Origin of the sequence: Kitasatospora sp. NPDC088160 (assembly GCF_044741445.1) — a bacterium.
Classification (GTDB): Bacteria; Actinomycetota; Actinomycetes; order Streptomycetales; family Streptomycetaceae; genus Kitasatospora.
On the sequence record NZ_JBIUSS010000002.1, the window covers coordinates 271,435 to 293,570 of the forward strand.

Annotated in this window: 26 protein-coding genes; all 26 read left to right on the forward strand. The window is 72.0% G+C overall.

Going from position 1 to position 22,136, the window contains the following annotated elements:
• Positions 1 to 166 precede the first annotated feature (166 nt).
• The 26 genes from ACIOGZ_RS03785 to folE all read left to right on the forward strand — a co-directional run bounded on the left by ACIOGZ_RS03785 (position 167) and on the right by folE (position 22,133).
• Positions 167 to 766, forward strand: coding sequence for a hypothetical protein (locus ACIOGZ_RS03785; RefSeq protein ID WP_363629030.1), 600 nt, complete (start codon positions 167 to 169; stop codon positions 764 to 766).
• Positions 766 to 1,107 (forward strand): hypothetical protein, encoded by a 342-nt coding sequence (locus ACIOGZ_RS03790; RefSeq protein WP_363629029.1) that lies wholly within the window; start codon positions 766 to 768, stop codon positions 1,105 to 1,107. The genes ACIOGZ_RS03785 and ACIOGZ_RS03790 overlap by 1 nt, the downstream gene beginning before the upstream one ends.
• Entirely contained in the window at positions 1,107 to 1,577 is a 471-nt protein-coding gene (locus ACIOGZ_RS03795) for a hypothetical protein (RefSeq protein WP_363629027.1), read from the forward strand. Before ACIOGZ_RS03790 ends, ACIOGZ_RS03795 begins: the two co-directional genes overlap by 1 nt.
• Positions 1,578 to 1,686: 109 nt before the next feature.
• Entirely contained in the window at positions 1,687 to 1,941 is a 255-nt protein-coding gene (locus tag ACIOGZ_RS03800) for a hypothetical protein (protein ID WP_363629025.1), read from the forward strand.
• Complete coding sequence (locus ACIOGZ_RS03805; protein WP_363629024.1) at positions 1,934 to 2,362, forward strand: hypothetical protein; 429 nt, start codon at positions 1,934 to 1,936, stop codon at positions 2,360 to 2,362. The genes ACIOGZ_RS03800 and ACIOGZ_RS03805 overlap by 8 nt, the downstream gene beginning before the upstream one ends.
• Positions 2,363 to 2,490: 128 nt before the next feature.
• Positions 2,491 to 3,060: a hypothetical protein gene (locus ACIOGZ_RS03810; RefSeq protein WP_363629022.1), complete on the forward strand. Its 570-nt coding sequence runs from the start codon at positions 2,491 to 2,493 to the stop codon at positions 3,058 to 3,060.
• 846 nt (positions 3,061 to 3,906) lie between these two features.
• Positions 3,907 to 4,029, forward strand: a complete 123-nt coding sequence (locus ACIOGZ_RS03815; protein WP_363629020.1) for a hypothetical protein — start codon at positions 3,907 to 3,909, stop codon at positions 4,027 to 4,029.
• Between the two features lie 90 nt (positions 4,030 to 4,119).
• Positions 4,120 to 4,713, forward strand: coding sequence for a hypothetical protein (locus ACIOGZ_RS03820; RefSeq protein ID WP_363629018.1), 594 nt, complete (start codon positions 4,120 to 4,122; stop codon positions 4,711 to 4,713).
• 5 nt (positions 4,714 to 4,718) lie between these two features.
• The gene (locus tag ACIOGZ_RS03825; RefSeq protein WP_363629016.1) at positions 4,719 to 4,982 is read left to right on the forward strand and encodes a hypothetical protein; all 264 of its coding nucleotides are present in this window, start codon (positions 4,719 to 4,721) and stop codon (positions 4,980 to 4,982) included.
• On the forward strand, positions 4,975 to 8,787 hold the full coding sequence (locus ACIOGZ_RS03830; RefSeq protein ID WP_400984699.1) for a hypothetical protein: 3,813 nt from the start codon (positions 4,975 to 4,977) through the stop codon (positions 8,785 to 8,787). The genes ACIOGZ_RS03825 and ACIOGZ_RS03830 overlap by 8 nt, the downstream gene beginning before the upstream one ends.
• Complete coding sequence (locus ACIOGZ_RS03835; protein WP_363629012.1) at positions 8,787 to 9,620, forward strand: hypothetical protein; 834 nt, start codon at positions 8,787 to 8,789, stop codon at positions 9,618 to 9,620. The genes ACIOGZ_RS03830 and ACIOGZ_RS03835 overlap by 1 nt, the downstream gene beginning before the upstream one ends.
• Positions 9,621 to 9,632: 12 nt before the next feature.
• Complete coding sequence (locus tag ACIOGZ_RS03840) at positions 9,633 to 12,458, forward strand: hypothetical protein (RefSeq protein ID WP_363629010.1); 2,826 nt, start codon at positions 9,633 to 9,635, stop codon at positions 12,456 to 12,458.
• Between the two features lie 17 nt (positions 12,459 to 12,475).
• Positions 12,476 to 13,165: a hypothetical protein gene (locus tag ACIOGZ_RS03845; RefSeq protein ID WP_363629008.1), complete on the forward strand. Its 690-nt coding sequence runs from the start codon at positions 12,476 to 12,478 to the stop codon at positions 13,163 to 13,165.
• Positions 13,162 to 13,338: a hypothetical protein gene (locus ACIOGZ_RS03850; protein ID WP_363629006.1), complete on the forward strand. Its 177-nt coding sequence runs from the start codon at positions 13,162 to 13,164 to the stop codon at positions 13,336 to 13,338. Before ACIOGZ_RS03845 ends, ACIOGZ_RS03850 begins: the two co-directional genes overlap by 4 nt.
• Positions 13,335 to 13,574, forward strand: coding sequence for a hypothetical protein (locus ACIOGZ_RS03855; protein WP_363629004.1), 240 nt, complete (start codon positions 13,335 to 13,337; stop codon positions 13,572 to 13,574). Before ACIOGZ_RS03850 ends, ACIOGZ_RS03855 begins: the two co-directional genes overlap by 4 nt.
• 28 nt (positions 13,575 to 13,602) lie before the next feature.
• A complete protein-coding gene (locus ACIOGZ_RS03860; RefSeq protein ID WP_363629003.1) occupies positions 13,603 to 13,848 on the forward strand; it encodes a hypothetical protein in 246 nt (81 codons plus the stop codon).
• 452 nt (positions 13,849 to 14,300) lie between these two features.
• On the forward strand, positions 14,301 to 15,536 hold the full coding sequence (locus tag ACIOGZ_RS03865) for a recombinase RecT (RefSeq protein ID WP_363629002.1): 1,236 nt from the start codon (positions 14,301 to 14,303) through the stop codon (positions 15,534 to 15,536).
• Positions 15,537 to 15,615: 79 nt separating this feature from the next.
• The gene (locus ACIOGZ_RS03870) at positions 15,616 to 16,890 is read left to right on the forward strand and encodes a hypothetical protein (RefSeq protein WP_363629000.1); all 1,275 of its coding nucleotides are present in this window, start codon (positions 15,616 to 15,618) and stop codon (positions 16,888 to 16,890) included.
• A 146-nt stretch (positions 16,891 to 17,036) separates the two neighbouring features.
• The gene (locus ACIOGZ_RS03875; RefSeq protein WP_363628998.1) at positions 17,037 to 17,267 is read left to right on the forward strand and encodes a hypothetical protein; all 231 of its coding nucleotides are present in this window, start codon (positions 17,037 to 17,039) and stop codon (positions 17,265 to 17,267) included.
• A gap of 69 nt (positions 17,268 to 17,336) precedes the next feature.
• The gene (locus ACIOGZ_RS03880; protein ID WP_363628997.1) at positions 17,337 to 18,173 is read left to right on the forward strand and encodes a hypothetical protein; all 837 of its coding nucleotides are present in this window, start codon (positions 17,337 to 17,339) and stop codon (positions 18,171 to 18,173) included.
• The gene (locus ACIOGZ_RS03885) at positions 18,170 to 19,069 is read left to right on the forward strand and encodes a hypothetical protein (RefSeq protein ID WP_363628995.1); all 900 of its coding nucleotides are present in this window, start codon (positions 18,170 to 18,172) and stop codon (positions 19,067 to 19,069) included. The genes ACIOGZ_RS03880 and ACIOGZ_RS03885 overlap by 4 nt, the downstream gene beginning before the upstream one ends.
• Positions 19,066 to 19,986 carry a hypothetical protein gene (locus ACIOGZ_RS03890; protein ID WP_363628994.1) on the forward strand — a complete coding sequence of 307 codons (921 nt, stop codon included), beginning with the start codon at positions 19,066 to 19,068 and terminating at the stop codon, positions 19,984 to 19,986. Before ACIOGZ_RS03885 ends, ACIOGZ_RS03890 begins: the two co-directional genes overlap by 4 nt.
• Positions 19,983 to 20,342, forward strand: a complete 360-nt coding sequence (locus ACIOGZ_RS03895) for a hypothetical protein (protein WP_363628992.1) — start codon at positions 19,983 to 19,985, stop codon at positions 20,340 to 20,342. The genes ACIOGZ_RS03890 and ACIOGZ_RS03895 overlap by 4 nt, the downstream gene beginning before the upstream one ends.
• Complete coding sequence (locus tag ACIOGZ_RS03900; RefSeq protein WP_363628991.1) at positions 20,339 to 20,812, forward strand: 6-carboxytetrahydropterin synthase; 474 nt, start codon at positions 20,339 to 20,341, stop codon at positions 20,810 to 20,812. The genes ACIOGZ_RS03895 and ACIOGZ_RS03900 overlap by 4 nt, the downstream gene beginning before the upstream one ends.
• On the forward strand, positions 20,809 to 21,543 hold the full coding sequence (locus ACIOGZ_RS03905; protein ID WP_363628989.1) for a 7-carboxy-7-deazaguanine synthase QueE: 735 nt from the start codon (positions 20,809 to 20,811) through the stop codon (positions 21,541 to 21,543). The genes ACIOGZ_RS03900 and ACIOGZ_RS03905 overlap by 4 nt, the downstream gene beginning before the upstream one ends.
• Positions 21,540 to 22,133 (forward strand): GTP cyclohydrolase I, encoded by a 594-nt coding sequence (gene folE / locus ACIOGZ_RS03910; RefSeq protein WP_363628987.1) that lies wholly within the window; start codon positions 21,540 to 21,542, stop codon positions 22,131 to 22,133. The genes ACIOGZ_RS03905 and folE overlap by 4 nt, the downstream gene beginning before the upstream one ends.
• The last annotated feature ends 3 nt before the right edge of the window (positions 22,134 to 22,136 follow it).

The window sequence follows — 22,136 nt, forward strand, 5'->3', positions numbered from 1 at the left end:
GGCCGCCTACCAGTGCCGGGGACAGTCGGACACGGGTGAGTGGAGGTGTTGGCACTCGCAGCACGGCGCAGGGCCGCCGCCATCGTGCGGCGGCCCGGGACGACACAAGACGGCGCCTCCGCCTACCTTCGGGCCCCCGCCACCGAGCTACACCAGGAGGACGACGGTGGAGCTGATCGTCACGGCCGAGGAGATCGCCCGCCGCCTCGGCTTTCTCAGCCCACTCAACGACGGCGTACGGCAGCGCATTGAGACCGCCATCGAGGACGCCCAAGACACCCTCGTCGCCCACCTCGGCCGCCCGCTGCTGCCCGTCCAGTACACCGAGAGCGGCGTCCACGCTGGCACCGACGGCTGGGTGCTCCACCACGCGCCCCTCATCGCGGTGATCTCCGCCGTCCTCGACACGGGCACGCCGTCGGGCCCCTTCGGCTCGCCGACCTACACCATCACCTACACCGCTGGCATCGACGCCCGCGCCGACCCGCAGACAGCCCCGCTGCGCCTGTGGGTCAGGGCGACGGCCTGCCATCACCCGCTGCTCGCGGACGCACCCGTGCGGCAGCGCCGTATCGCCTCCGCCTCCGTCGAGGGCCAGTCGGTCACCTACGACACCGCGGCCGAGCCGCCGGTGCTGCTCGCGCCGCCGGACCTTGACACCACCGACCGGTGGCGGCTGCGTGGCCGCCGCATCTACCAGGTGCCGATCAGGCCGAACCCTCCCGGGCTCACCATCCAGGGTGGCTACGGCACGGGCGGGCTGTGATGGCTGTTCTGCTCGCCGACCGGCAACTCGGCGTCCGCACCCGGGGAACACCCGTCCTGGACGTGCACGGCGCGGAGATGACCGGGCCGCTCGGTCCGCTGCGGGGACCGTGGCCCGGGCGGGCCGCGCCGCAGACCGACGGCACGTGGCACCTGGCCCTGGACGGGCAGGCAGGCACTCTGCTGGTCGGCGACGTCGTAGCCGAGCCGGCCACCGGCACCGAGTGGACGGTGCTTGCTGCCGACGAGGTGACCAGCGCCAGCCATCCGACCCTGGCGTACGTGCGGGTGAGGGCCCGAGCCCGTACCTCGAACGGTACCCGGCCCGAAGGGCACCCCTGATGGCGCACCTCGACCTGCCCGCCGACATCGCCCAGCTTCTGGCCCCGCTGATGCTGCGGCACACACAGAGCCTGGCCGAAGAGGTCGCGGAGGAGGCCCGGCGACGAGCTCCGGCGGCGAAGACCTGGCACATCCAGGAGGACGGTCAGGCACGGCCCACCCATCAGGCCGCCGATGGGCAGACTGTGCCCGCCCCGGTGCCGTTCAAGGTCGGCGACGCCTTCCTCGTCGGGCCCCGCGACCCGGACGGTTCGGCCGAGGAGACAGCCGGCTGCCGGTGCACGGTCACCGAGGACCCGGAAGCGGTCGCCGCGACCATCTCGGCAGGCAAGGCCGCCATCGACGGCGAGCGAACCCGCGCTGAGGTGACGTGCGACTTCCCGAGGGCAGCCGAGGCGGAGTTCGCGCACGGCGAGGGCACGCACTTCATGAGCGGCGCCACCTCGCAGGTCGCCAACCGGCACCGGTGACCGCAAGCCCCAGGCGCCGGGCCTGCCCGCGGTCTGGCCCGGCGGGACGGTAGAGGTCCAGACTGCTTTCCTTCGGCCGGTCACCCCATTCCCGTCCGAAGGACCCGTCATGGCACACACCGACACCGTCAGGATCATCCTCGCCCACCACCTCGACCGGCAGGGGAAGCCACTGCTGCCCGGCGACGAGATCGAGGTGCCGCACGATGAGGCCCGGCAACTGATCAGCGCCGGGTACGTGGCCGGTGTGGACCCATCCGACGCCGAGGCCGTCGCCAAGGCCCTCGCGCCCGCGGTCGAGCGCAAGCCGGCCCTGTCGAAGGCGCCGGCCAACAAGGCCGCCGAGGGCCAGGCGAGTGCGTGACCTGGCCTCCCTGGACGCCGAGGAGCTTGCCGTCACCTGGCTGTCCCAACACGACGAGCTGACCGGTGTCCTGGGAGGCCCCGGCCGGGTGGGGGCCCGCAACGCTCCGCCCTACCCGCGTATCCGCATCACCCAGGTGCCTGGTGGCTCCGCCCCGGGGTGGCGTTGGACCGCCACCTTTCACCTCCAGGTCGAAGCGCTCGGCGACCTCGACCGCTCCACACCGCGCCCGGTGCTGCGCCTGGCGTTCACCACCGCGGTCAAGGCCCTGCACGAGCTGGCCGCGCAGGAGGGGAAGCCGGGGAGGCCGGTGGTGACCGCAGTGCGGGCGTTGTCGGCGGGCGGGTGGCTGCCGGAGCCGACCGGGCAGGGCCGGTACGTGGGCGTAGTCGCGTTCACCGCGCACCCCGCTGCCGGGTGAGGCCGGGGGATTGTGCGAGTTGCGCGACAGCCTCATGCGCGGTGAGGGGCGGGGACGGCGCGACGCTACCGCCCGGCGGGGCCTACGGTCCGGCACGTCCCTGGCGCGTCCCTTGAGGAGGATCGACCGTGCCCACGGAGAGCCTGTTCGTTGCCCAGATGGCCCGGCTGTACCTGGCGCCGCCAGGTACGATCGCGCCCACGGACCCGGTGGCGGCGATGCCGACCGGGTGGACGGAGGTCGGGCTGTTCAAGCCGGGTTCGTTGGAGTGGAACACCGACCCCAAGTTCGAGGACATCAAGAGCCACCAGTTGCGGTACGCGGCTCGGACGATTCAGACCGAGGACGCGGCGACGGTCAAGGTCGAGCTTCAGGAGTGGAACGCTCGCAACATCGTCGCGGTGTACGGCGGTGGCGAGGTCACCTCGACCACCCAGAGCGGCAAGACGTTCTACCGGTACAGCCCGCCCAAGGTGGGCGGTCGCAAGCAGTTCGAGGCGGCGGTGGAGCTGATCGACGGCTCGAAGCACTACCGCCGGCTGGTGCCGCTGTGCGAGCAGGTCGCGTCGGTGAACCAGAAGTTCCCCAACGACTCCGAGTCCACGTTGCCGCTGGAGCTGAAGGTGATCGGCGGGGCCGTCGGCGACCCGTGGTACGACCTGACTGACGACCCCGGCTTCGCTCCGGCGGCGGCGTGAACTTCCCCTGGAAGTAGCAACATTGGGCCTGTGCCCATAGGTGGCCCCTGCGCCTACTGTGGATCACGTCGGGCGGCCCTCCCCCCCTGGGGCAGCCCGACCCAGCGATGCCCCGGCTACCCCCCTGGCCGGGGCATCGCCGTGTTCATACGGGGGGTGGCTTTGGTGGCTGGGCCACGTCTAGGTGCGCCGTCGGACTCTCGAAGCCAGGCAGGGGGAGGTCATCGAACAGAGATGACCCCCTACCCGCGAGCGGTGCTGATGGCGAAGGGGCGGCCCATCTCTGCTCGAGGCCAGGCAAGTCGCCCCAGAGGGATGGTCGGGTGTTCGTTGGCGTAGGCGTAGTTGAGCTGGGAGGCTTCGCTCGGTCTTCGTCATCGGCCTGGATCCACAGCTGGCTGAGGGTCAGTGCAGTGGACTCGCTCTGGTCTTGCGATAGGCCCTTGATCCGGCTGAGAAGCTCGACCACAAGGGCGTCTACAAGGCTGGCCATCGGCAGACGAGGGTGGCTGAAAGCGTTGTAGATCGTGGTCCTGCTCGCGTCGGGCACACTACGGGCCGCCAGCGCGTTCGTCATCACTCCGATGGACGGCGAGTGCGCGCGCCGGTGTAGGTCATGGAGCCAGTCGTTCAGCTCCTTGTGCGGCCCATCGGGAAGGTCTGGCCGTTTAAGTCGTCCGGCACGTCCCACGGCCGCCCCCACCACCGTTCACAACCGTTCAACTGTGTTCCACCGCCTCTAACGTTAGCAAGTCGCAGTCCGACGCGGTTGCCGATGTTCTTGCTCGTCCGGCGAGTTGGATCGGGCGTCCACCGTGGTTCTTCCCTACGAGGAAGGACACGTACATGGCCCAAAAGCAGCTCCGAACGATCCGCCGGCTCGGCCGGGCCGCCTTGTTCCAAGCTCTGCGCGGGGCGGCGTACGCGACCGGCGGCGCACTCGTGACGTGGCTGATCCACCGCACTTAGCGTCAAGAGGTCGCGCGCCCGGCGCGACGCTAAGTGCTTTCGGCTTCTACGGTCTGCGGCGTTCCGTTGCCGACTGACCGAGGAGCCGACATGGCCGGGATCGACCTGGACGCCGCCCGCCGGCGCCGGCTGACCGCCGCCGCCGAGAGGGCGGGCGCCGCGCAGGCCGAGTACACCGTCGGGGAGGAGCCGGTGATCCTCGGCGGCACCGAGGTGGCCGTTCTTCCGGCGGAGCTGCCGTTGGAGGTGTGGCAGCCGCTGATCGGCATCCCGTACCTGCCGCTGCTGCTGCGTTCGCTGGTGGAGGCCGCTCAGGCACAGGGTGAGCAGCAGACGCAGGCCGCCAACCTGATCGTGGACGTGCTTGGCTCGGAGCCGAGCCTGCCGTCCGACCTGATCGCGGCCGCCGCCGAGATGGGCCGCCGACTGCTGGGCGAGGACGGCTTCGCCCGGCTGATGGCCCAGCGCCCCAGCCACTCCGACATCCTGGAGCTGGTGCGCTACGCCTGGACCAAGTACCTGGCGGGCGGTGGCGGCCTGGGGGAACTCATCGGGCCGTCCGAGACGCCTTCGAGCGCTGGGACGACCTCGAGGCCGACTTTCAGCGGTACTACCAGCTCGACGTCCGAGGCGTCTGGCGACGGCCCGGTGACCCTCAATTCGTCGGCACCCGACGCCTCCTGACCCTGATGCGGGGGCTGCCTGCCGACGCCCTGCTGCGCCGGGACGAGGCGGAGGTCGGTGCGGATCGCTGGGGCCTGACACAGGAGCTGCTGGCGCAGCTGGTTGAGCTGGTGTCGGTGCTGGCGGCGGAGCACCGCCTGCGCCGGCCGGTCGAGCTGCCGCGCCCGGCCTACCTGAGCGCTGGCCGCGCGCGCGAGCGGGACGAGCAGGGCATGGCCCGTGCGGTCGCCGTGCTGCGCCGCAGCGGGAAGGCGGCCGGCCGTGGCTGAGGAGATCGACTCCGGCCGTCTCGTTGTCGAGGTTGTCGCCGACTCGTCGGGGTTCGCGGCGGACGCGAAGGCCCGCGTCGACACGGCGGTGCGCAACCTGCGGGCCAAGATCCGGCTCGATCCGGACGCTTCCGGTCTGCGTGAGCGCGTCGAAGCCGCTGCACAGGCCACCCGCGCCCGCATCAAGGTCACGTTCGACATCGACACCGCCGGGCTGCGCCAGCGCGTCCAGGCGGCTACGCGGGCCGTCCGTGCCCGCATCAAGGTCGCGGTCGATGCCGACACGTCCGGTCTGGCGGAGAAGGTGCGGGCGGCGACCGCCCGTGCCGCGTACGTGCGCGTCGGTGTCGGCCTGGACACCGGCGGGCTGCGGCAGCGTGTCCGGGCCGCCGTCGAGGCCGCCGCCGCCACTGTCAAGGTCGACCTCGACGTCGAGACGGCCGGGTTGCGCGCTCGGGTCAAGGAGGCGCTGGCCGGCCTGTCGGTGCGCGTCCGGGTCGACGTCGACACCGCCGCCGCGACCACCCGCCTCGCGGAGTTTCGCACGCTGGCGTCCCGGCCGGTCGACGTCCCGCTCAACGCTCGTGCCTCCGCCGGCGGCGAGGGCGAGGGCGGGGGCGGGGGCGGGGGCGGGGGGCTGCTCCAAGCCGCTGAAGGCTTCGGCTCCACCGTCGCCGGTCTGGCCCGCCTGCCCGCGATGGCCTCCGGGGCGCTCGCCCTCGGCCAGGCCCTCACCCAGGTCGCCGCCGGGCTGTTCGCGATGGGCGCGGCCGCCGCGCCCGCGGTCGGGCTGCTCGGCGCCCTTCCCGGGGCGGCGGGCGCCGCCGTCCAGGGCGCGGGAACCTTGTTGGCCGCGTTCTCCGGCATCGGCGCCGCCGTCAAGGCGCTCGGCCAGGCGGACAAGCAGTCCGCCGGGGCGTCGTCCGCCTCCGCGCAGGCCCGGCAGGCTGCCGCAGACCGGGTGGCGGACGCGCAGCGCCGCCTCGGCTCCGCGCAGCGCGACAGCGACGAGCAGGCGCTTCGTGGCGCCGAGCAGGTCGCGCAGTCCCGGCGCCGGCTGGCCGACGTCCAGGAGCAGGCGGCGGCGCAGGTCGCCACCGCCGACCGGCAGCTGGCGGCGGCGGAGCTCACGGTCACCCGCGCGCACCAGGCCGCCGCGCAGGCGCAGCAGGCGCTGAACGACGCCCGGCAGCAGGCTGCCCGGACCCTGGAGGACCTGAACCGGGACGCCGCCCGCGGGCCGCTGGAGGAGCAGAAAGCGCTGCTCTCCCTGGAGCAGGCCCGTTCCCGGCTCAACCAGGTCGACGTCTCCCCGTTCTCGTCGGAGACGGACCGGCGCGAAGCGCAGATCTCCTACCAGGAGGCGGTCAACCAGCTCGAGGACGTCCGGACCCGCAACAAGCGGCTCGCCGAGGACGTCAAGAAGGCCAACCAGCAGGGCGTCGAGGGCAGTGACCAGGTCACCTCCGCGAAGGAGCAGCTCGCCCGCGCCCAGGAAGCCGAGCAGGACGCGGTCCGGGGCGTCCAGGACGCGGAGCAGCAGGCCGCCCGTGCCCGCGTCCAGGCGGTACGCGAGGTCCAGGACGCGCACAACGACCTCGACAAGTCCGTTCGTGAAGCGGAGCGCCAGCAGAAACGTTCCGCCGAGCAAGTAGCGGACGCGCAGCGGGACGTCGCCCGCGCGGTGCGGGATCAGTCCCAGGCGCTGAACTCCGCCGCCGGGGCCGCCAGTGCCGCCGAGCAGGCGCTCGACGCGCTCTCCCCAGCGGGGCGGCGCTTCGCCCAGTTCATCTCCGGCACGGTGCAGCCGGCCCTGCGCGGGCTGCGGAACACCGCGCAGGAGGCGCTGCTGCCGCCGCTGGAGAAGGCGATCAGCCGGGGCCTGACCCTGCTGCCGATCTTCAACGGGGCGATCGGCGAGACCGGGCAGGTACTCGGCCAGGCCGCCGAGCGCGGCGCGGAGATGGCCACGTCCGGGCCGTGGCGCGCGGACCTGGCCCAGGTCGCCTCGACCAACACCAGGGTCATCGGCTCGCTGGCGAACGCCGGTCTGAGCGCGGCTGACGGCCTGCGCAACATCACGGTCGCCGCCGCGCCGCTGCTGGAGCGGCTGGCTCGTGGCACCGAGCGCGGGATGGCTCTGGCGGCCGCGTTCATCCAGGCCCGCCGCGACGGCGGCCAGCTCGAAGGGTTCTTCCAGCGCGCGGGGGACACCGGGGCGCAGCTGTGGGGCATCCTGCGGGACATCGGCCTCGGTGTCCTGAACATCGGGCGCGCCGCCGTCCCCGCCGGACAGCAGCTCCTCAACTCGCTGTCGGCCGCTGCGACGTCCTTCCGCACGCTCACGGGCGAAGGGGAGACGCAGGCCAAGCTCGCCGGGTACTTCGCCAACACCGTCCCCGTCCTCCAGGAGATCGGTCGGCTGGTCGTAGCCCTCGGCGTCGCCTGGTTCAACTTCACCAACAACCCGACACTCGCGCCGCTCATCGCCCGGCTGCGCACCGAAGTCCTGCCAGCAGTAGTCGAGTTGGCCGGAGCGCTGGGCAACGGCCAGCTGTGGGGCCAGCTCGTTGGGCTGCTCACCTCGATCGCCGGCATCGCCGCTCAGCTCGGCGGCCTCGGCAACACCTTGAGTGGGTTCCTGTTCGTCATCCAGGCCGTCGCCTCGGCCGTGCAGGTGCTGTTGTCGATCCCCGGCATGGGCGCCTTCGTGTCGGCGCTGCTGACGATAGCCGGCGTCGCGGGCGGCATCATGTTCGTCGCCAACGCGATCGGCGCTGTACGAGGAGCCCTGGTGTTGCTGTCCGCCAACCCGGTCATGTTGATCGTCGCTGCCGTCGCCGCCTTGGTGCTGGGGCTGGTCACGGCCTACCAGAAGTCCGAGTGGTTCCGCAGCGTCGTCAACGGGGCGTTCAGCGGCCTCGCCGACGGTGTCCGCTACGTGGTCGACAACATGGTCTCGTTCGTGAGCTGGTCCTGGGGCAAACTGTCGGGGATTTTCGCGACACCGATCCGCTTCATGGTCAACACCGTGTACGACGGCGGGCTCCGGAAGGCCTGGAACTGGATCGCCGACTCCTTCGGCCTGAGCAAGCTGCCCTCGTTCACCGTCGGGTTCGCCCGAGGCGGCGTCGTGCCCGGCTACGCGCCCGGGCGTGACACCGTCCCGGCCATGCTCTCCCCCGGGGAAGGCGTGCTCGTGCCGCAGGCCGTGCGCCAGCTCGGCGGAGAAGGCGGTATCACCGCCCTCAACGACGCCGCCCGCGCCGGCCGTCTCGCCGACGGCGGCGCGCCCGTGCAGGGCTTCTCCCTCGGCGGCCTCGTCGACGGCGCGGTCGACCAACTGCGCGGCTGGGCCGTCGGCGCCCTCGGCAAGGCACTCAACCCGGTGCGGGCCTGGTTCAACTGGATGCCCGACACCGCGTGGGGCGGAGTGCTGCGAGGCATGGTCAACAAGGCCGTCGACGGGGTCCTCAACTTCGTGCGCGGCTACGCCACCGGCGGCGTCGTGCCCGGCTACGCGCCCGGCCAGGACTCCACCCTGGCCCGGCTCAGCCCCGGTGAAGGCGTCCTCACCCCGCAGGCCGTACGAGGCCTCGGCGGCGGATCGGCCGTCAGCGCGATCAACGCCGCCCGCGGCCAGATCGCCGACGGCGGCCAGGGCGAGCGCATCGGCACCGTCATCTCGCCCGGTGCGATCGTGCAGTACATCACCAACCCGCTGCCCGAGACGCCGGGCGAGACCGTCAACAACCGGCTGCGGGCCCTCGCGAGCTTCGGCCTGTTCGACAAGGAGAGCGCCTGATGGCCCGCGAACGCTGGCTGGTGGACGGCTACGACCTCACCGACGGCCTGGTGCGCGACGTCGAGTACCGCGCTGGGCTGACCGCCACCCCGGTCGTGGTCGGCGCCAACGCCACCGTGCCCAACCGCATCGGGGAGCTGTGGCGGCCCAAGCACTTCGGCCCCGGCAAGTTCACCCTCGCCCTGTGGCTGGCCCCGCAGTCTGGTGGCTGGCAGGACGTCGAAGCGGCGTGGGAGGACCTGCTGCGCATGGTCGCCCGCCCGCACCGGCTGCTCACCTTCGAGCGGCGCACCGCCGCCGGCCAGGTCCGGCGCTGCGAGGGTGAAGTGCTTTCTGCGCTCACCCCGACGCCGCTGGGCCAGAGCGGCATGCGCATCAGCCTTGAGGTCACCGTGCCCGCCGGGTACTGGGTGTCCGCCGACACCAGCACTCAGACCAGCACCGCGGGCGCGGCCGTGCCTCAGGACCTGGCACTGACCGCGTTTGCCGACGCCACCGCGCCCATGGAACAGCTCGCCTACCTGATCACCGGGCCGATCACCGCCCCGACCGTCACCGACACCACCGACGGCACCGGCCGCGACGGCGATTCCTTCACCTACACCGGGCAGATCCCGGCCGGGCAAGCCCTCACCGTGGACGCCGCCACCTGGCAGTTGACCGGCAGCGGCGGCCTCGTCCCCGACCCCGGGCGGCTGACCCTCACCGGGCCCGCGGTCCTTCGTCTGGCCCCCGGCCGACCAGGCAGCCCCCCGAGCGTGCGGCTGGCCGGCACCAACACCGGCGTCAACACCCAGCTCGCCGTCACCGGCCGCCGCGCCTACCTGACCTGACCGGAGAACACCGTGGCCGTGCACCTGCGCGTCTTCAGCCCGAGCGGCACCCTGCTCGGGCTGCTGCCCTACCCCGCCGACCTCAAGACACAGGCCGAACACAACGGCGCCGGCGCGCTGACCTTCACCTACCCGCGCAACGCCCTCGGCGCCGCCCTGTTGGCCGGTGACGACCCGCGCATCTCCCTGGTCATCGACGGCGTCGAGCAGCCGCAGCGCTACCTGCTGGAGGACGATGGCGACGACCCGGCAGACGGAGGCGGAGACGCCCGGCTGGTGCAGGTCGGCTGCCGGGGCGCTCTCGCCCTGCTGGACCGCGCCGTGATCTACCCGGTCGGCCACACCCCGGGACAGCCAGTCCAGGGATTGGACCCGCACTTCCCGTTCGTCAACGCCACCCCCGGCGCGATCCTGGCGACCCTGCTGCAACGCGCCCAGGCCCGCGGCGCCCTGCCCGAGATCACGTGGGACTTCACCTCGGCCGTCGACAGCGCTGGCCGCCCCTGGCCCGCCACGTACACCGTCCAGTACGACGCTGGCGGAGACCTGCTCAAGACCGTCACCTCGATCACCGGGGCCGGGTGGGCCGACGTGCGGATGGAGGGCTACCGGCTGCGCGCCTACGTGCCCGACACGGTGTGCGCCGCGGACCATCCCGGGATCGTGCTGTACCTGGGCCGGGACGTCCTCAAGGGGCCCCGGCAGCGTTCACGTCGCTCGGTGCGTTCCTACCTGCTGGCCGCCGGTGATTCCGGGACCCTGGCCGAAGTTGTGAACCCGGCCGTCGAAGCCCGCTACGGGCGCCGGGAGGCCTTCGACGGCCGGGGAGGCATCACCGACGCCGCCACCCTCGCCGAACTGGCCCGCGTCACACTCGGCGGCATGGCGGCGGCGGCCGAGGGCTTCACCATCGAGCTGGACCCGGCCGCCACCCAGCACCGGCCCGGCATCGACTACCGCGTCGGGGACTACATCCGCTACGACCAGCGGCGCACCAGCCCGGCCGCGTTGGAGCCGCTGCGGGTGCGCACCATCGCCACCACCTACGACGACAGCGGCCTGCCCACCAGCAGCCTGGAACTGGCCGACCTGTTCGTGGAGCAGCGCATCCGGGTGCAGCGGCAGCTGGACGCCCTCACCAACGGCGGTGCCTCCGCCTCCCGCACCCCGCTGCCGCCGCTGGGCGACCGCAACGACACCGTCGCTCCGAAGCAGCCGGATGCGGTGCTGCTCGGCTCCTGGGCCTACCTGGACCGGGACGGGCAGCAGCACGCCGCCCTGGCGGTGTCCTGGCCCAAGGTGACGCAAAATCAGGACGGCACCGTGTACGACGATGCCGGCAACTACTACGTCTCTTACCTGTTGCCCGGCCTGGCGACCGGAGGCCGGGACCCGCAGTGGTCCCCGGAGCAGGCCGTCAACGGCACTATCACCCACTACGACCAGCTTCCTGCCGGGCAACGCGTTCAGGCCCGGGTGCGCACGGTGGACGCCTCCGGGAACTCCTCCACCTGGCGGCTGTCGGAGGAGATCATCCTCGCCAGCGACACCACGCCGCCCCCGGTGCCGTCGAAGCCCGTGGTGACCTCGCTGATCGGCGCTGTCCGCGCGGTGTGGGACGGGCGCGGCTCCCAGGGTGAGGAGATGCCAGCGGACTTCGCTGAGTTGGAGGTTCACGCCTCCACTGCGGCCGGGTTCACCCCCAGCGCGGCGACGATCGTCGACCGGCTCGCCGGAGCGGCGGCTGCCCCGATCACCGGCCTGTCCTACGGCACCACCTACTACGTCAAGTTCGTCGCCCGCGACCGGGCGGGCAACGCCTCACGGCCATCCGCCGAGGCCTCCGCCGCTCCGACCGTCGTCATCAGGTCCGACCTCGCTGACCAGATCATCGGCACGGCCCAACTCGCGGACGCCACAATCATCGGCGCGAAGATCGCGCTCGCCACCATCCAGGACGCCAACATCGGCACTGTCTCCGCCAGCAAGCTGACCGTGGGCAAGCTCAACGCGGACGTCACGGTGTCCGCCCGCATCAAGACCTCCGACACGGGCGCGAGGGTCGAGATCAACTCCGGCGGCATCGAAGCCTGGAACGCCGCCGGCGTGAGGACCGTCTCTGTGTCCGCGGCCACCGGCGAGGTGAAGCTCATCGGGGGCCTGTCCAGCGGCACCACCGGCCAGCGCATCGAGATCAACCCCGGCGGGGGCCTCCCCGAGATCAGGTTCTTCCCCACCACCGGCTCCAACTACGCCTTCATCAACGCGGTCGGAGGGAACAACGGATCCGCGTACATCGGGCTCAACAGCGGCACCTTCCCCGCGCGCGGGCAGCAGGCTGCCTACCGCCTCTACCTGACCGACTACGTCTCCGCCCTGGAGACCATCCGCACCGACACCCAGAAGCCGTGGGGTGGCGCGGTCAGGATGACCGCCAGCGAAGGTGCCGCCCTCGTCTACCTCGAAGAGGACAAACTCCACGGCTACGTGACCGCCCAGCAGTGGGGTGCCAACCTCGGCCGGTACAACGACGACGGCACCACCAGCGAACTGTGGCTCGACAACCCCGCCCTGCAGTACAGGGGCACTTTCCCGAACTACTGGTACGCCGACCCGGATCGCGGATTGTTCACCGGCACCGTTCAGATGGACAACTGGAACAGGGCGTCGCTCAGCTACGGGCCGACGATGATCTCCGACATGGTGCCGATCGCCAGCTTCCGGTGGACGCAGGCGATCCTCGGCTGGCACGTTACCGACTCCTCGCGCACCGGCTTCACCGTTGGGGTCAACGCCAACAACAGTGGGGCCGTCGGCTTCTGGTGCTTCCGCATCTGACAGGAAGGGAAGTTCCCATGCCCGAGCAGTACCGAGTCCTCGCCGTCGACCAGATCACCATCGGGCCGACCAAGTGCTGGCAGGTCCGCCAGCAGCGATCCGACGGACACCACATCACGATCTTCCCGACCTCCGCACTGGAGTGGCGCGCAGCCGAGTACGACATCGACCCCGGCACCCCGGACGGCCTCGACCAGATCATCGACATGCTCCTGCACGAGCCGTTCGTCCCCGATCCCATCGAGCACCGGCACGCCGACCCGGCTGCCGCCAAGGGCCTCACCGCCCCTGCCACGCAGGCGATCCACGGCCTGGCCGTCGGGGACACCGCTCCCGTCACCCTGCACAACGCGCCCGACCGGGCGACCGCCCGCGCCGCCCACCTCGAACGGATCGCCCACGTCAAACGGACCCGCGTCACCGTCACGGCCGGCCCGGCCGCAGGCAAACTCCGCGCGGCAGCAGCGCAGCCCGCAGCGGACCCCCTCGACGTGATCCGCCGCAGCCACGGCATCACCCCCGAAGGCGTGGCGGCCAAGGTCGAAGTCGTGGAGCAGGCCCGCCAGCAGCTCGCCCTGCCGCAACCCCCGCCTCCCGCCGATGCCGCTCCCCGCCACCCGGAGACCTTCACCACGCCGATGTGGGACGCTGCCGTGCCCCGACGCGACGACGCGCACCAGCGCGACAGCGGAGACGAGACAGCATGACCAACCGCCCCACCCCCGACCAGCTCGACCACCTGCTCGGCACCGCCGACCGCCGCCGGCTCACCCTCGCCGAAGCCGCCCTGCTGAGGGCAGGCGTTCAGCACCTGCGGAAGACGGCCGCCAGCGCATGCACCCGGCCGCCCGTCGACGGCACCGCCAAGGCGACGAAGTGAACGGAGAACCCGCCACCATGACGCAGACCGCCGAGCCTGTCAGCGTGGACGCCGAGCAGTACATCGCCCGGCTGCGCACCCAGATGGCCGAGGCCTGGGGCCAAACGCAGGCGGAACTGGCCCTCGCCCGCGAGGAGATCGCCGTGCGCACCGCGCGGGAAGTCGAACTGGCCCGGCGGATCGCAGAGCTCGAATCCACCGTCGCCGAGCTGCAAGCCACCTCGACGCGACGGTAGCCCCCTCCGCGCCCTACCGTCCCCCGCTGTGGACCGGGACCCGGACGACCAGCAGCCTCCCGCTGGACGACGACACCGACGGAGGACCAGATGGACCGAGATCACCGGCTGGAAGACGATCAGGGACCTGATCCTGTTCCTGCTCGGAACGGCGATGATCGTGCGGGAGGTGTGGACGCCGCCGATGGACCCGAGCGTGATCGTCACGGGGCTGACCCTCGCGGGACTGCCCGCCGCGCTGTCAAGGGACGAACGGCCGCCGCCACGCGAGTAGCAGCGCGCGCCGGCCTGGTGACCCGCTACCGGGTCACCACCGGCTACCTGGCCGCCGCCAGCGTCGCGCTCGCCGCTACCTGGCCGCTCTGAGCGCAACTCGGCCCCGCACCCGCCAGCACCGGGAGACGACCGCGAACATCCTCATGGTCACCGGCCCTGTGTCTGCGGCCGGCACTGCCTTAGAGTGATGATGTGGCCGCCGGGCCAACCGGCCGCGTGCTCTGGCAACACGCCCTTCGGGGCTGTCTCCTATCAAGGGGAGCACGCGGACCCGGGCGGCTTCGCAACCCGCGGGCCCGGCGGCCACACTTCCTAATCTCCCTTCTCCGCAGCCCATTTGGCCACGTGGTGAGTGTTCCCACGTAGGCCGGGCCAGCGGGAGGGTGGAGGCAGGCAGCCACACCGGGGCCTGCGAACCCCGGTGCCGCCACGGAGACAAGGAAGGCACCTGTGACAGCACCAACTCAGCAACCACCGCCCAAGGCCGAGCCGGTCACCCCGCTGACGGACAACCGCGCGGAGATGGCCATAGAGACGGCCGACCAGGTCCTGGAGATTACCCAGGAGCAGCGTTTCTGGACGAAGGCCCAGCGGGCGGCCATGGCCACGATCGGCCTCGCCCACGCCCCGACGCACGACCTCGTCGCGTTCTTCCACATCTGCAAGAGCACCGGCCTGGACCCGTTCCGCCGCGAGATCTACTACATCCAGCGCAAGCGCAAGGTGAACAAGCAGGACGAGCTGTACTACACCGCGCAGACCGGGATCGACGGCTTCCGGCACACCGGGCAGCGCACCGGCCGTTTCATCCGGCGCGTCGGCCCGTTCTGGACCGGACCCGAGGACGATCCGAAGTGGTGGGTCGTGGGCGAGGACGGGATCAACCGTCGCCGCTGGGTGGACGTGTGGCTCCACGATCACCCGCCCGCCGCCGCGATGTGCCGCATCGAGCACCGCAGCATCGCCGGGGACGAGACAGTCACCCAAGCCGTCGCCGTTTTCTCCGAATTCGCCGTCGGCAAGGACGAGTGGCGCAACGACCCGGTCACGGGCGACGGATACAAGACCGGCAAGCGAGTCCTGACCGGGCAGTGGCCGACGATGGGCGCCCACATGATCGGCAAGGTCGCCGAGGCGCAGGCCTGGCGCATTGCCTTTCCCCGCGAGCTGGTGAACATCTACGAGCACGCCGAGATGGAGCAGGCCGACGCCGCTCAGCGCGAAATGGAGCGCGAGGCCGGAGCAGCGCGCCGCCGCGAGGCTCGTTCCCAGGGACAACCCGGTGCGGTCATCCCCGGCACGGTGGTCAGCGCATCCACCGCCGACACGGTCGAGGGCGCCACCGAGCAGGGCCCGCCGGAGAAGGAAGCGGGACCACCGCAGGCGGAACCGATCGACCAGCCGCCCACCGCAGACGAACTGCGCCGCGAGCTGGAGGCCTACGCCGCCGCGATGGGCACCACCGTCGCCAAGATCACCGCACGGTGGCGGCAGGCGACCGGGACCGACCTTGAGAAGACGGAGGCCCCGCAGCTCGCAGTCCTGCTCGACGAACTGCGCCCCTACGTCGTGTCGGCGCTGGGGTCCCACCCCGAGGCGGCTGAGCACGTCGAGGCCGGCGGCCTGCTGGTCAGGCTCGACCCCGACACCACCGTGTGGAGCAGAGAGGACGCCCGAGAGGGCTAGCCCGTTCCTCCTTGCCCACCCCGCCCGCAGGGCCGCGTCCTGTCTGCGCGGCCCTGCGGCCTTCCCACACGGACACCTCATGAAGCTCCCCATCGAGCGAGCCCGTACGCTCGCCGCCGCCCGTCTCATCGGGCCCAGCCCGCTTCCCTGCCAGTGCGGCGCGCCCCGTCACGCGCACCGGGGACAGAAACGCTCCGGCGGCCACCCCTCCACCAGCTGCGCCCGCTACCGCCGCGACCCCGCCGACGTGCTCCTCGAACGGGCCCAGGCGGCGGCCCACGCCCGGCTCGACGAGGACCTCGCGGCGTCCGAGCACACCGGCCGCCGCCGACGTTCCCGCCGTCCCAAGAAGCCGGGTCAGTGGTCGATCGGCGCCTCCGACACCAGTTCCTGCCGCCGCGCGATCTGGTACCGGGAGAACCCGCCACCCGGCTACGTCCCGGCCCCTGTGGACCGGCGCGCGGCCCGGGCCGGGACCCTGATCCACGACTCGGTGTCCCGCCGCCGGCGCGCCCTTTACCCCTGGCGGCTGTACGAGCAGTCCGTCACCCTGCCGGGCCTGGACCGGCCGAGTCGCTACGACGAGTACGACCCGGTCACCGGCGTCCTGTACGACTACAAGACCGCCGGGGACTGGAAGTGGGCACTCGTCGGCGGCGACGGCCCGCCGGAGACGGAGTGGGACCAGACGCAGCTGTACGCCCTCGCCCTGCGCCTCGCTGGCGAGGTGGTGACCGAGGTGAGGATCATCTACTTCGAGCGCAAGAGCGGCAACGACGAGGAGTTCACCCGCCCGTTCGACGAGCGGGCCGCCCGGCGGGCGCTCGGCCGGCTGACCGCGATCGCCACGGCTCTCGACTTGGGCACCGCGCTGCCCCGGGACCGGTCCGGGCCGAGCACCGATGTGATCTGCAAGCGCTTCTGCCCAGCCCGCATCGACTGCTGGAACATGCCGCAGGCCGAGGCCGCTGGCCGCTCCCCGGAGTCGTACACCCTCGTCACCGACAGAGCCGACATCGAATGGGCCCTCGGCGAGTACGACCGGCACCGCGCCGAGAAGTCCACCGCCGAGAAGGCGCAGAACGTCGCCCGGGCGCTGCTCGACGGGGTTCCGCCCGACACCTACGGCGAGTGGGAGTACGTGCGCACCGCGGGGCGCCTCAAGGACCCCGAACCGGACCATCAGGGACGCGTCCGGCAGCTCGAAGCGTTCTGGGACAACCCGCCCAGCGAGCGGCCGGCACTCCACGAACTCGACTACCCGACCAAGCGGTCCCGCACGTCCGGCAACACCCAGGTCCGCCGGGTGCGCGCGGCCAAGCGCGGAGCCCCGCCGGTACGCGGAAGCCAGTAAGAACGCCAAACGCTGCGCGCATCAATCTCCCCGGCCAGGCGCTCCCCCGCGCGCGCCTGGCCGGGGAGAGAAGGCCAGCACAGCGTCCCCACTGTCCGTCGGCTGATCTAACGTCCGCCCATCGCAGGCATGTTGAGAGGAACACCGTGACCAGCCCGTACGACCCCGCGCCCGATGCGCCTCGCTCGCCCTGGTTCACCGAGCGGCCGCCCGCCCTCCAGCCTGCCGTGCACCTGGCACCAGCGCGGCCCGCCGGGGACGCAGGCACACCGATCTACGAGCAGTTGGTCGCCGAGTTCGGCGACCCGTTCAGCCTGATCGGCCCGATCCACTCCCGGTACCCGCGCCGGCCTCTCGCTGGCACGGCCAGGGACTGAACCCCCACCTCAGCGCGGGAAGTTGCTCGGCGCGACCTAACCCCGGGCGGCGGCCTAGGTTCCCCGCTCATGGCAGCCCCCCGCTACATCGACTACATGCCGCTGGACGAGATCCGGCCCGCCGCCCGAAACCCGAAGGGGCACGACGACGACGGGCTGGACCGTTCCGTCGAGCAGTTCGACTTCACCGAGCCCGGCCTGCTGGACGAACGCACCGACCGGCTGGTGGCTGGCCACGGCCGCTACGAGACCCTCGCGCGCCGTCGCGACGCGGGCAAGGCGGCCCCGGAGGGCGTGGTCGTCACCGACGACGGCACATGGACTGTCCCGGTCGTGCGCGGCTGGGCCTCCCGTGACGACGCCCATGCCGAGGCGTACCTGATTGCCTCCAACCACTTGACCACGCAAGGCGGCTGGGACGGCGAGGGACTGGCCGCGATGCTGTCCGACCTGGAGCAGGTTGACCCGGCCCTGTTCGCCGCCACCGGCTTCGACCACGCCCAGATCGACGCCATGCTCGCCGAGGTCACCCCGGGCGGCCCGGACGACGACGCGGACGACGACGGCGCCGCCGAGTCCGAGCAGCCCACCCGCGGCGACCTTCTGGCCCTGGCCGGCGTCACTGTCGGGGAGCCCGAGCACCAGGTGGAGACGGGGCAAGTGTGGGAGCTCGGCGACCACCGCCTCGTCGTCGCCGAGGTCTTCGACGGCTGGCCGCAGTGGACCCCGCTGCTCATCGAGGGCAGCCTCTTCCTGCCCTACCCCACCCCGCTCGCCCCGTTCGCGGACCGGGCCGCCGGTCGGCGCCTGGTGATGGTGCAGCCCGAGCGGTACCTGGCCGGTCACCTCCTGGACAAGTGGGAGCGGATCAGCGGCGAGGCGCCCACGCTCCGGGACGAGTCGTGACGGCCATCCTGCCGACCGCAGGCGGCACCTTCGACCAGTCGGAGCGGCCCATCTACTTCACCGCAGGCGGAGGGGAGTTCAACGCCGGCCCGCATGTGCTGACGGCCGTCAACGAGCTGATGGGCGACGCCGAGGAACGGCGGCTGCGCGACCTGCTGGACGCCGGCTGCCGGGTGCTGCTCGACTCCGGAATCTTCTGGCTCACCAACCGGCACAGCCGGGCCCACGGCGTCTCCATGGACGAGGCCCTGGCGCTCGCCCCGGAGCAGATCGACGGATTCGAGGAACTGCGCGAGCGGTACATCCACCTGGCCCGCACGTACGGCGACTGGCTGTGGGGCTACATCGAGCTGGACCAGGGCGGCCTGCTGCACAAGCGGGCGCAGCGCGCGGCCCTTCACGACCTCGGCCTGTCGCCGATCCCGGTGTACCACCCGCTGGTGGACGGCTGGGACTACTTCGATGAGCTGGCCGAGCGGTACGACCGGATCTGCGTGGGCAACATCGTCCAGGCGTCGGCCCCGGTGCGGCTGCGGCTGCTGCACACGATCTGGGAGCGCCGCCAGAGGTACCCGCACCTGTGGATTCACGCGCTCGGCCTGACCGCCAACGAGTGGTGCCTGCCGCTGGCCCCGGACTCCTGCGACTCCTCGTCCTGGCTGGCGCCGCTGCGCTGGAACCACCAGCGGATCGAGACGGCGATGCTGCGCCGCGTTGGCAACCTGCCCGCCGGCTTCCGCTACGCCCCGGGCGACAGCGACTCCTACCAGGCCGCCGCCCGGCTGTGCGCGGACGCCGCGACGGCGCTGGGTACCTGCTGGAGGCACGCCGCCCACCGTGTCCAGGAGCTGACCGGCGCTCCCGGCGGCACCGCGCTGGAAGGGGCGCAGCGATGAGCCCGGCGAAGCGCACCGGCGGCGGCGCGTTCGACCCGGCCGACCGGCACCTGTACTTCGCCGCCGGCGACTCCGAGCACTACCCGCACCACGTGCTGCTCGCCACCAACGACCTGCTCACCGCCGGCCACGAACGGCGGCTGGTCGCCCTGCTGGACGCCGGGCACCGCGTCCTGCTCGACTCGGGGATCTTCTGGCTGACCAACCAGTACAAGCGGGCCCACCCCGGCGTCTCCATGGACGAGGCCCTGCGCCTGGCCCCGGAGGAGATCGACGGCTTCGATGACCTGTACGCCCGCTACGTCGAACTGGTGCAGCGCCACGGCGACCGGCTGTGGGGCTACATCGAGCTGGACCAGGGCGGCCGGGACAACAAGATCCGCACCCGCGCCCGCCTCGAGGGCGAAGGCCTCACACCGATCCCCGTCTACCACCCGCTGGTGGACGGCTGGGACTACTTCGACGAGCTCGCCCAGCAGTACGACCGGATCTGCTTCGGCAACGTCGTCCAGGCGCCTGCCCCGGTACGGCTGCGCCTGCTGCACACCCTGTGGGAACGGCACCGACAGTACCCCGGTCTGTGGGTGCACGTCCTCGGCCTGACGGTCAACGAGTGGTGCCTGGCTGTCCCGCCGGACTCCTGCGACTCCTCCACCTGGCTCGGCCCGCTGCGGTGGCCCGACGTACGGGTCGACTCCGCGCTGCTGCGCAAGGTCGGCGTGATCGACCGCGGCTTCGCGTACGACCTCGACCAGCCGGCCCACCCCACCCGCGGCCGCACCGCCTGCTGCCTGATGTGCGCGCAGACCGTCGACGCCACCACCACCGTGTGGCGCCTCGCTCGCACCGCCCGCGACGAGCTGCTCGGCCAGCCGTCCTACCCGCCCCTCACCGAACCGGAGACACGATCCTCGTGAAGCAGCCCGTCAACGTCTGGGCCAAGGTCCAGCTGCCCGGATTCCACCACTGGCCCGCCGCGCCCGAACACCGCTCCTACCTGCGGGCCCGGCACCGCCACCTGTTCCACATCACGGTCAGCGTCGCCGTCGCCCACGACGACCGCGACACCGAGTTCCACGACCTCGGTGACCTGATCCGCGGCTGGTGGGGCCCGGGCGCCCGCGAGTGCGGGGCGGCCTCGTGCGAGACCCTGGCCCGTACCCTCGCCGAGCACCTGAGCAGCGTCGGCCTGCGGGTGACGATGACCGCGGTGTCTGAGGACGGCGAGGCCGGCGCGGTCGTGCACCTGGCCGACGCGGGGGAGCAGCTGTGAGCCACGCCGTCACCGTCCGCCACAACTTCGAGACGGCGCACCGGTTGCCGCACCTTGCGGGGAAGTGCGAGAACTTGCACGGGCATTCCTGGCTGGTCGAAGTCACCGTGTCTGCGCCGGTGCTGGCGGCCGGCACCGTCGTGGAGTTCGGCGCGTTCAAGCGCGTCCTGCGGGAGTGGATCGACACCTTCCTCGACCACGGCACCATGCTCGGGGCCACCGACCCGCTCGCCCCGGTCCTCGCCGGGCAGGGCAGCAAGCTGTTCCGCTTCGGCGCCGACGACCCGACCGAGCAGGAGCAGCACGCCGCCGGCCTCGGCTGGCCGAGCGTGGAGGCCGTCGCCGAACTGCTGGGCCGCGTCGCGACCGAGGCCCTGCACACTCTGCCCCGCGCCGCCGGGGCGTACGTCTCCCATGTCGGGGTGTCCGAGACCGCCGTCAACGCGGCCTCCTGGACGGCGGCCCCGTGAGCGTCCTCGTCCTGCCGGACGCCGGCCTGCCCGTCGCCGAGACCTTCGGGCCCACCATTCAGGGAGAAGGGCCGACGGCGGGCCAGTCGGCCCTGTTCCTGCGCCTGGGCGGCTGCAACTTGGCCTGCGACTGGTGCGACACCCCGTACACCTGGGACGCCAAGCGGTACGACCTGCGCCAGGAGATCCGCCGCGTCCCGGTGGTCGAACTCGCGGAGTGGGCCGCCGCGCACCCGCACGCGATCGTCGTCATTACCGGCGGCGAACCGCTGCTGCACCAGCGTACCGACGCCTGGCGCTCGCTGATAGCCGTCCTGCGGTACACCACCCGCCGCGTCGAGATCGAGACCAACGGCACCTTCGCGCCGCAGCCCGTCAGCCTCGGCGTGCCGAGGCTGGCCTTCAACGTCAGTCCCAAGCTGACGAACTCCGGCATGCCGGAGGAGCGGCGGATCAAGCCGGATGCCCTGGAGGTCTTCGCCGACCTCGCCCACCGGGGCCGCGCCCGGTTCAAGTTCGTCGCCTCCGGCCCGGACGACCTTGAGGAGATCGCCGACCTGGTCGACCGCTTCCACATCCCCCCGCACGCGACCTGGGTGATGCCCGAAGGGACGACGGCCGAGCGCACCCTCGATGTCGCCCGGTCCCTGGCCGACGACGTGATCGGCCGCAACTGGAACCTGACGATGCGGCAGCACGTGCTGCTGTGGCCTGGAGAACGCAACCGATGACCAACCCCACCAACACCATCGACCTGACCGGTGCGACCGAGCACGCCGCCGGCCTGCTCGCCGCCCTTGGCATCCCATGCGACACCGAATCCACGGCCGCCACCCCCCGGCGGATGGCCAAGGCCCTTGCCGAGCTGACAGCTGGCGTGCGCCTGGACCCGGCCCGGCACCTTGCTGTCACCTTCCCGTCGGAGGGGGAACGGGCCGGGCTGATCGCCGCCGTCGGCGTGCCCTTCGTGGCGATGTGCGAACACCACGTGCTGCCCTTCCCCGGCCACGCCACCGTCGCCTACCTGCCGACCCCGGGGGCCCGGATCGTGGGCCTGTCCAAGCTGGCCCGTCTCGTGCAGGAGTTCGCCGCCCGGCCGCAGGTTCAGGAACGGCTGGGCCGGCAGGTCGTGGACGCCCTCGGCGCGCACCTCGACATCCAGGGCGCGGCGTGCCTGATTCGGTCCCAGCACGCCTGCATGACGCTGCGCGGTGCCCGCGCGCACGGCGCGGCGATGGTGACCACCCACCTGACCGGCGCGCTCCACGCAGACCCCGCCCGTCGTTCCGAAGTTCTCGCACTTATGCCCTCACCCTCCTGACCG

Coding starts and splice junctions, on each gene's coding strand:
- ACIOGZ_RS03790 (WP_363629029.1), top strand. CDS start 766: ATGGCTGTTCTGCTCGCCGACCGGCAACTCGGCGTCCGCACCCGGGGA.
- ACIOGZ_RS03795 (WP_363629027.1), top strand. CDS start 1,107: ATGGCGCACCTCGACCTGCCCGCCGACATCGCCCAGCTTCTGGCCCCG.
- ACIOGZ_RS03800 (WP_363629025.1), top strand. CDS start 1,687: ATGGCACACACCGACACCGTCAGGATCATCCTCGCCCACCACCTCGAC.
- ACIOGZ_RS03815 (WP_363629020.1), top strand. CDS start 3,907: ATGGCCCAAAAGCAGCTCCGAACGATCCGCCGGCTCGGCCGGGCCGCC.
- ACIOGZ_RS03820 (WP_363629018.1), top strand. CDS start 4,120: ATGGCCGGGATCGACCTGGACGCCGCCCGCCGGCGCCGGCTGACCGCC.
- ACIOGZ_RS03825 (WP_363629016.1), top strand. CDS start 4,719: ATGCGGGGGCTGCCTGCCGACGCCCTGCTGCGCCGGGACGAGGCGGAG.
- ACIOGZ_RS03835 (WP_363629012.1), top strand. CDS start 8,787: ATGGCCCGCGAACGCTGGCTGGTGGACGGCTACGACCTCACCGACGGC.
- ACIOGZ_RS03845 (WP_363629008.1), top strand. CDS start 12,476: ATGCCCGAGCAGTACCGAGTCCTCGCCGTCGACCAGATCACCATCGGG.
- ACIOGZ_RS03850 (WP_363629006.1), top strand. CDS start 13,162: ATGACCAACCGCCCCACCCCCGACCAGCTCGACCACCTGCTCGGCACC.
- ACIOGZ_RS03870 (WP_363629000.1), top strand. CDS start 15,616: ATGAAGCTCCCCATCGAGCGAGCCCGTACGCTCGCCGCCGCCCGTCTC.
- ACIOGZ_RS03880 (WP_363628997.1), top strand. CDS start 17,337: ATGGCAGCCCCCCGCTACATCGACTACATGCCGCTGGACGAGATCCGG.
- ACIOGZ_RS03890 (WP_363628994.1), top strand. CDS start 19,066: ATGAGCCCGGCGAAGCGCACCGGCGGCGGCGCGTTCGACCCGGCCGAC.
- folE (WP_363628987.1), top strand. CDS start 21,540: ATGACCAACCCCACCAACACCATCGACCTGACCGGTGCGACCGAGCAC.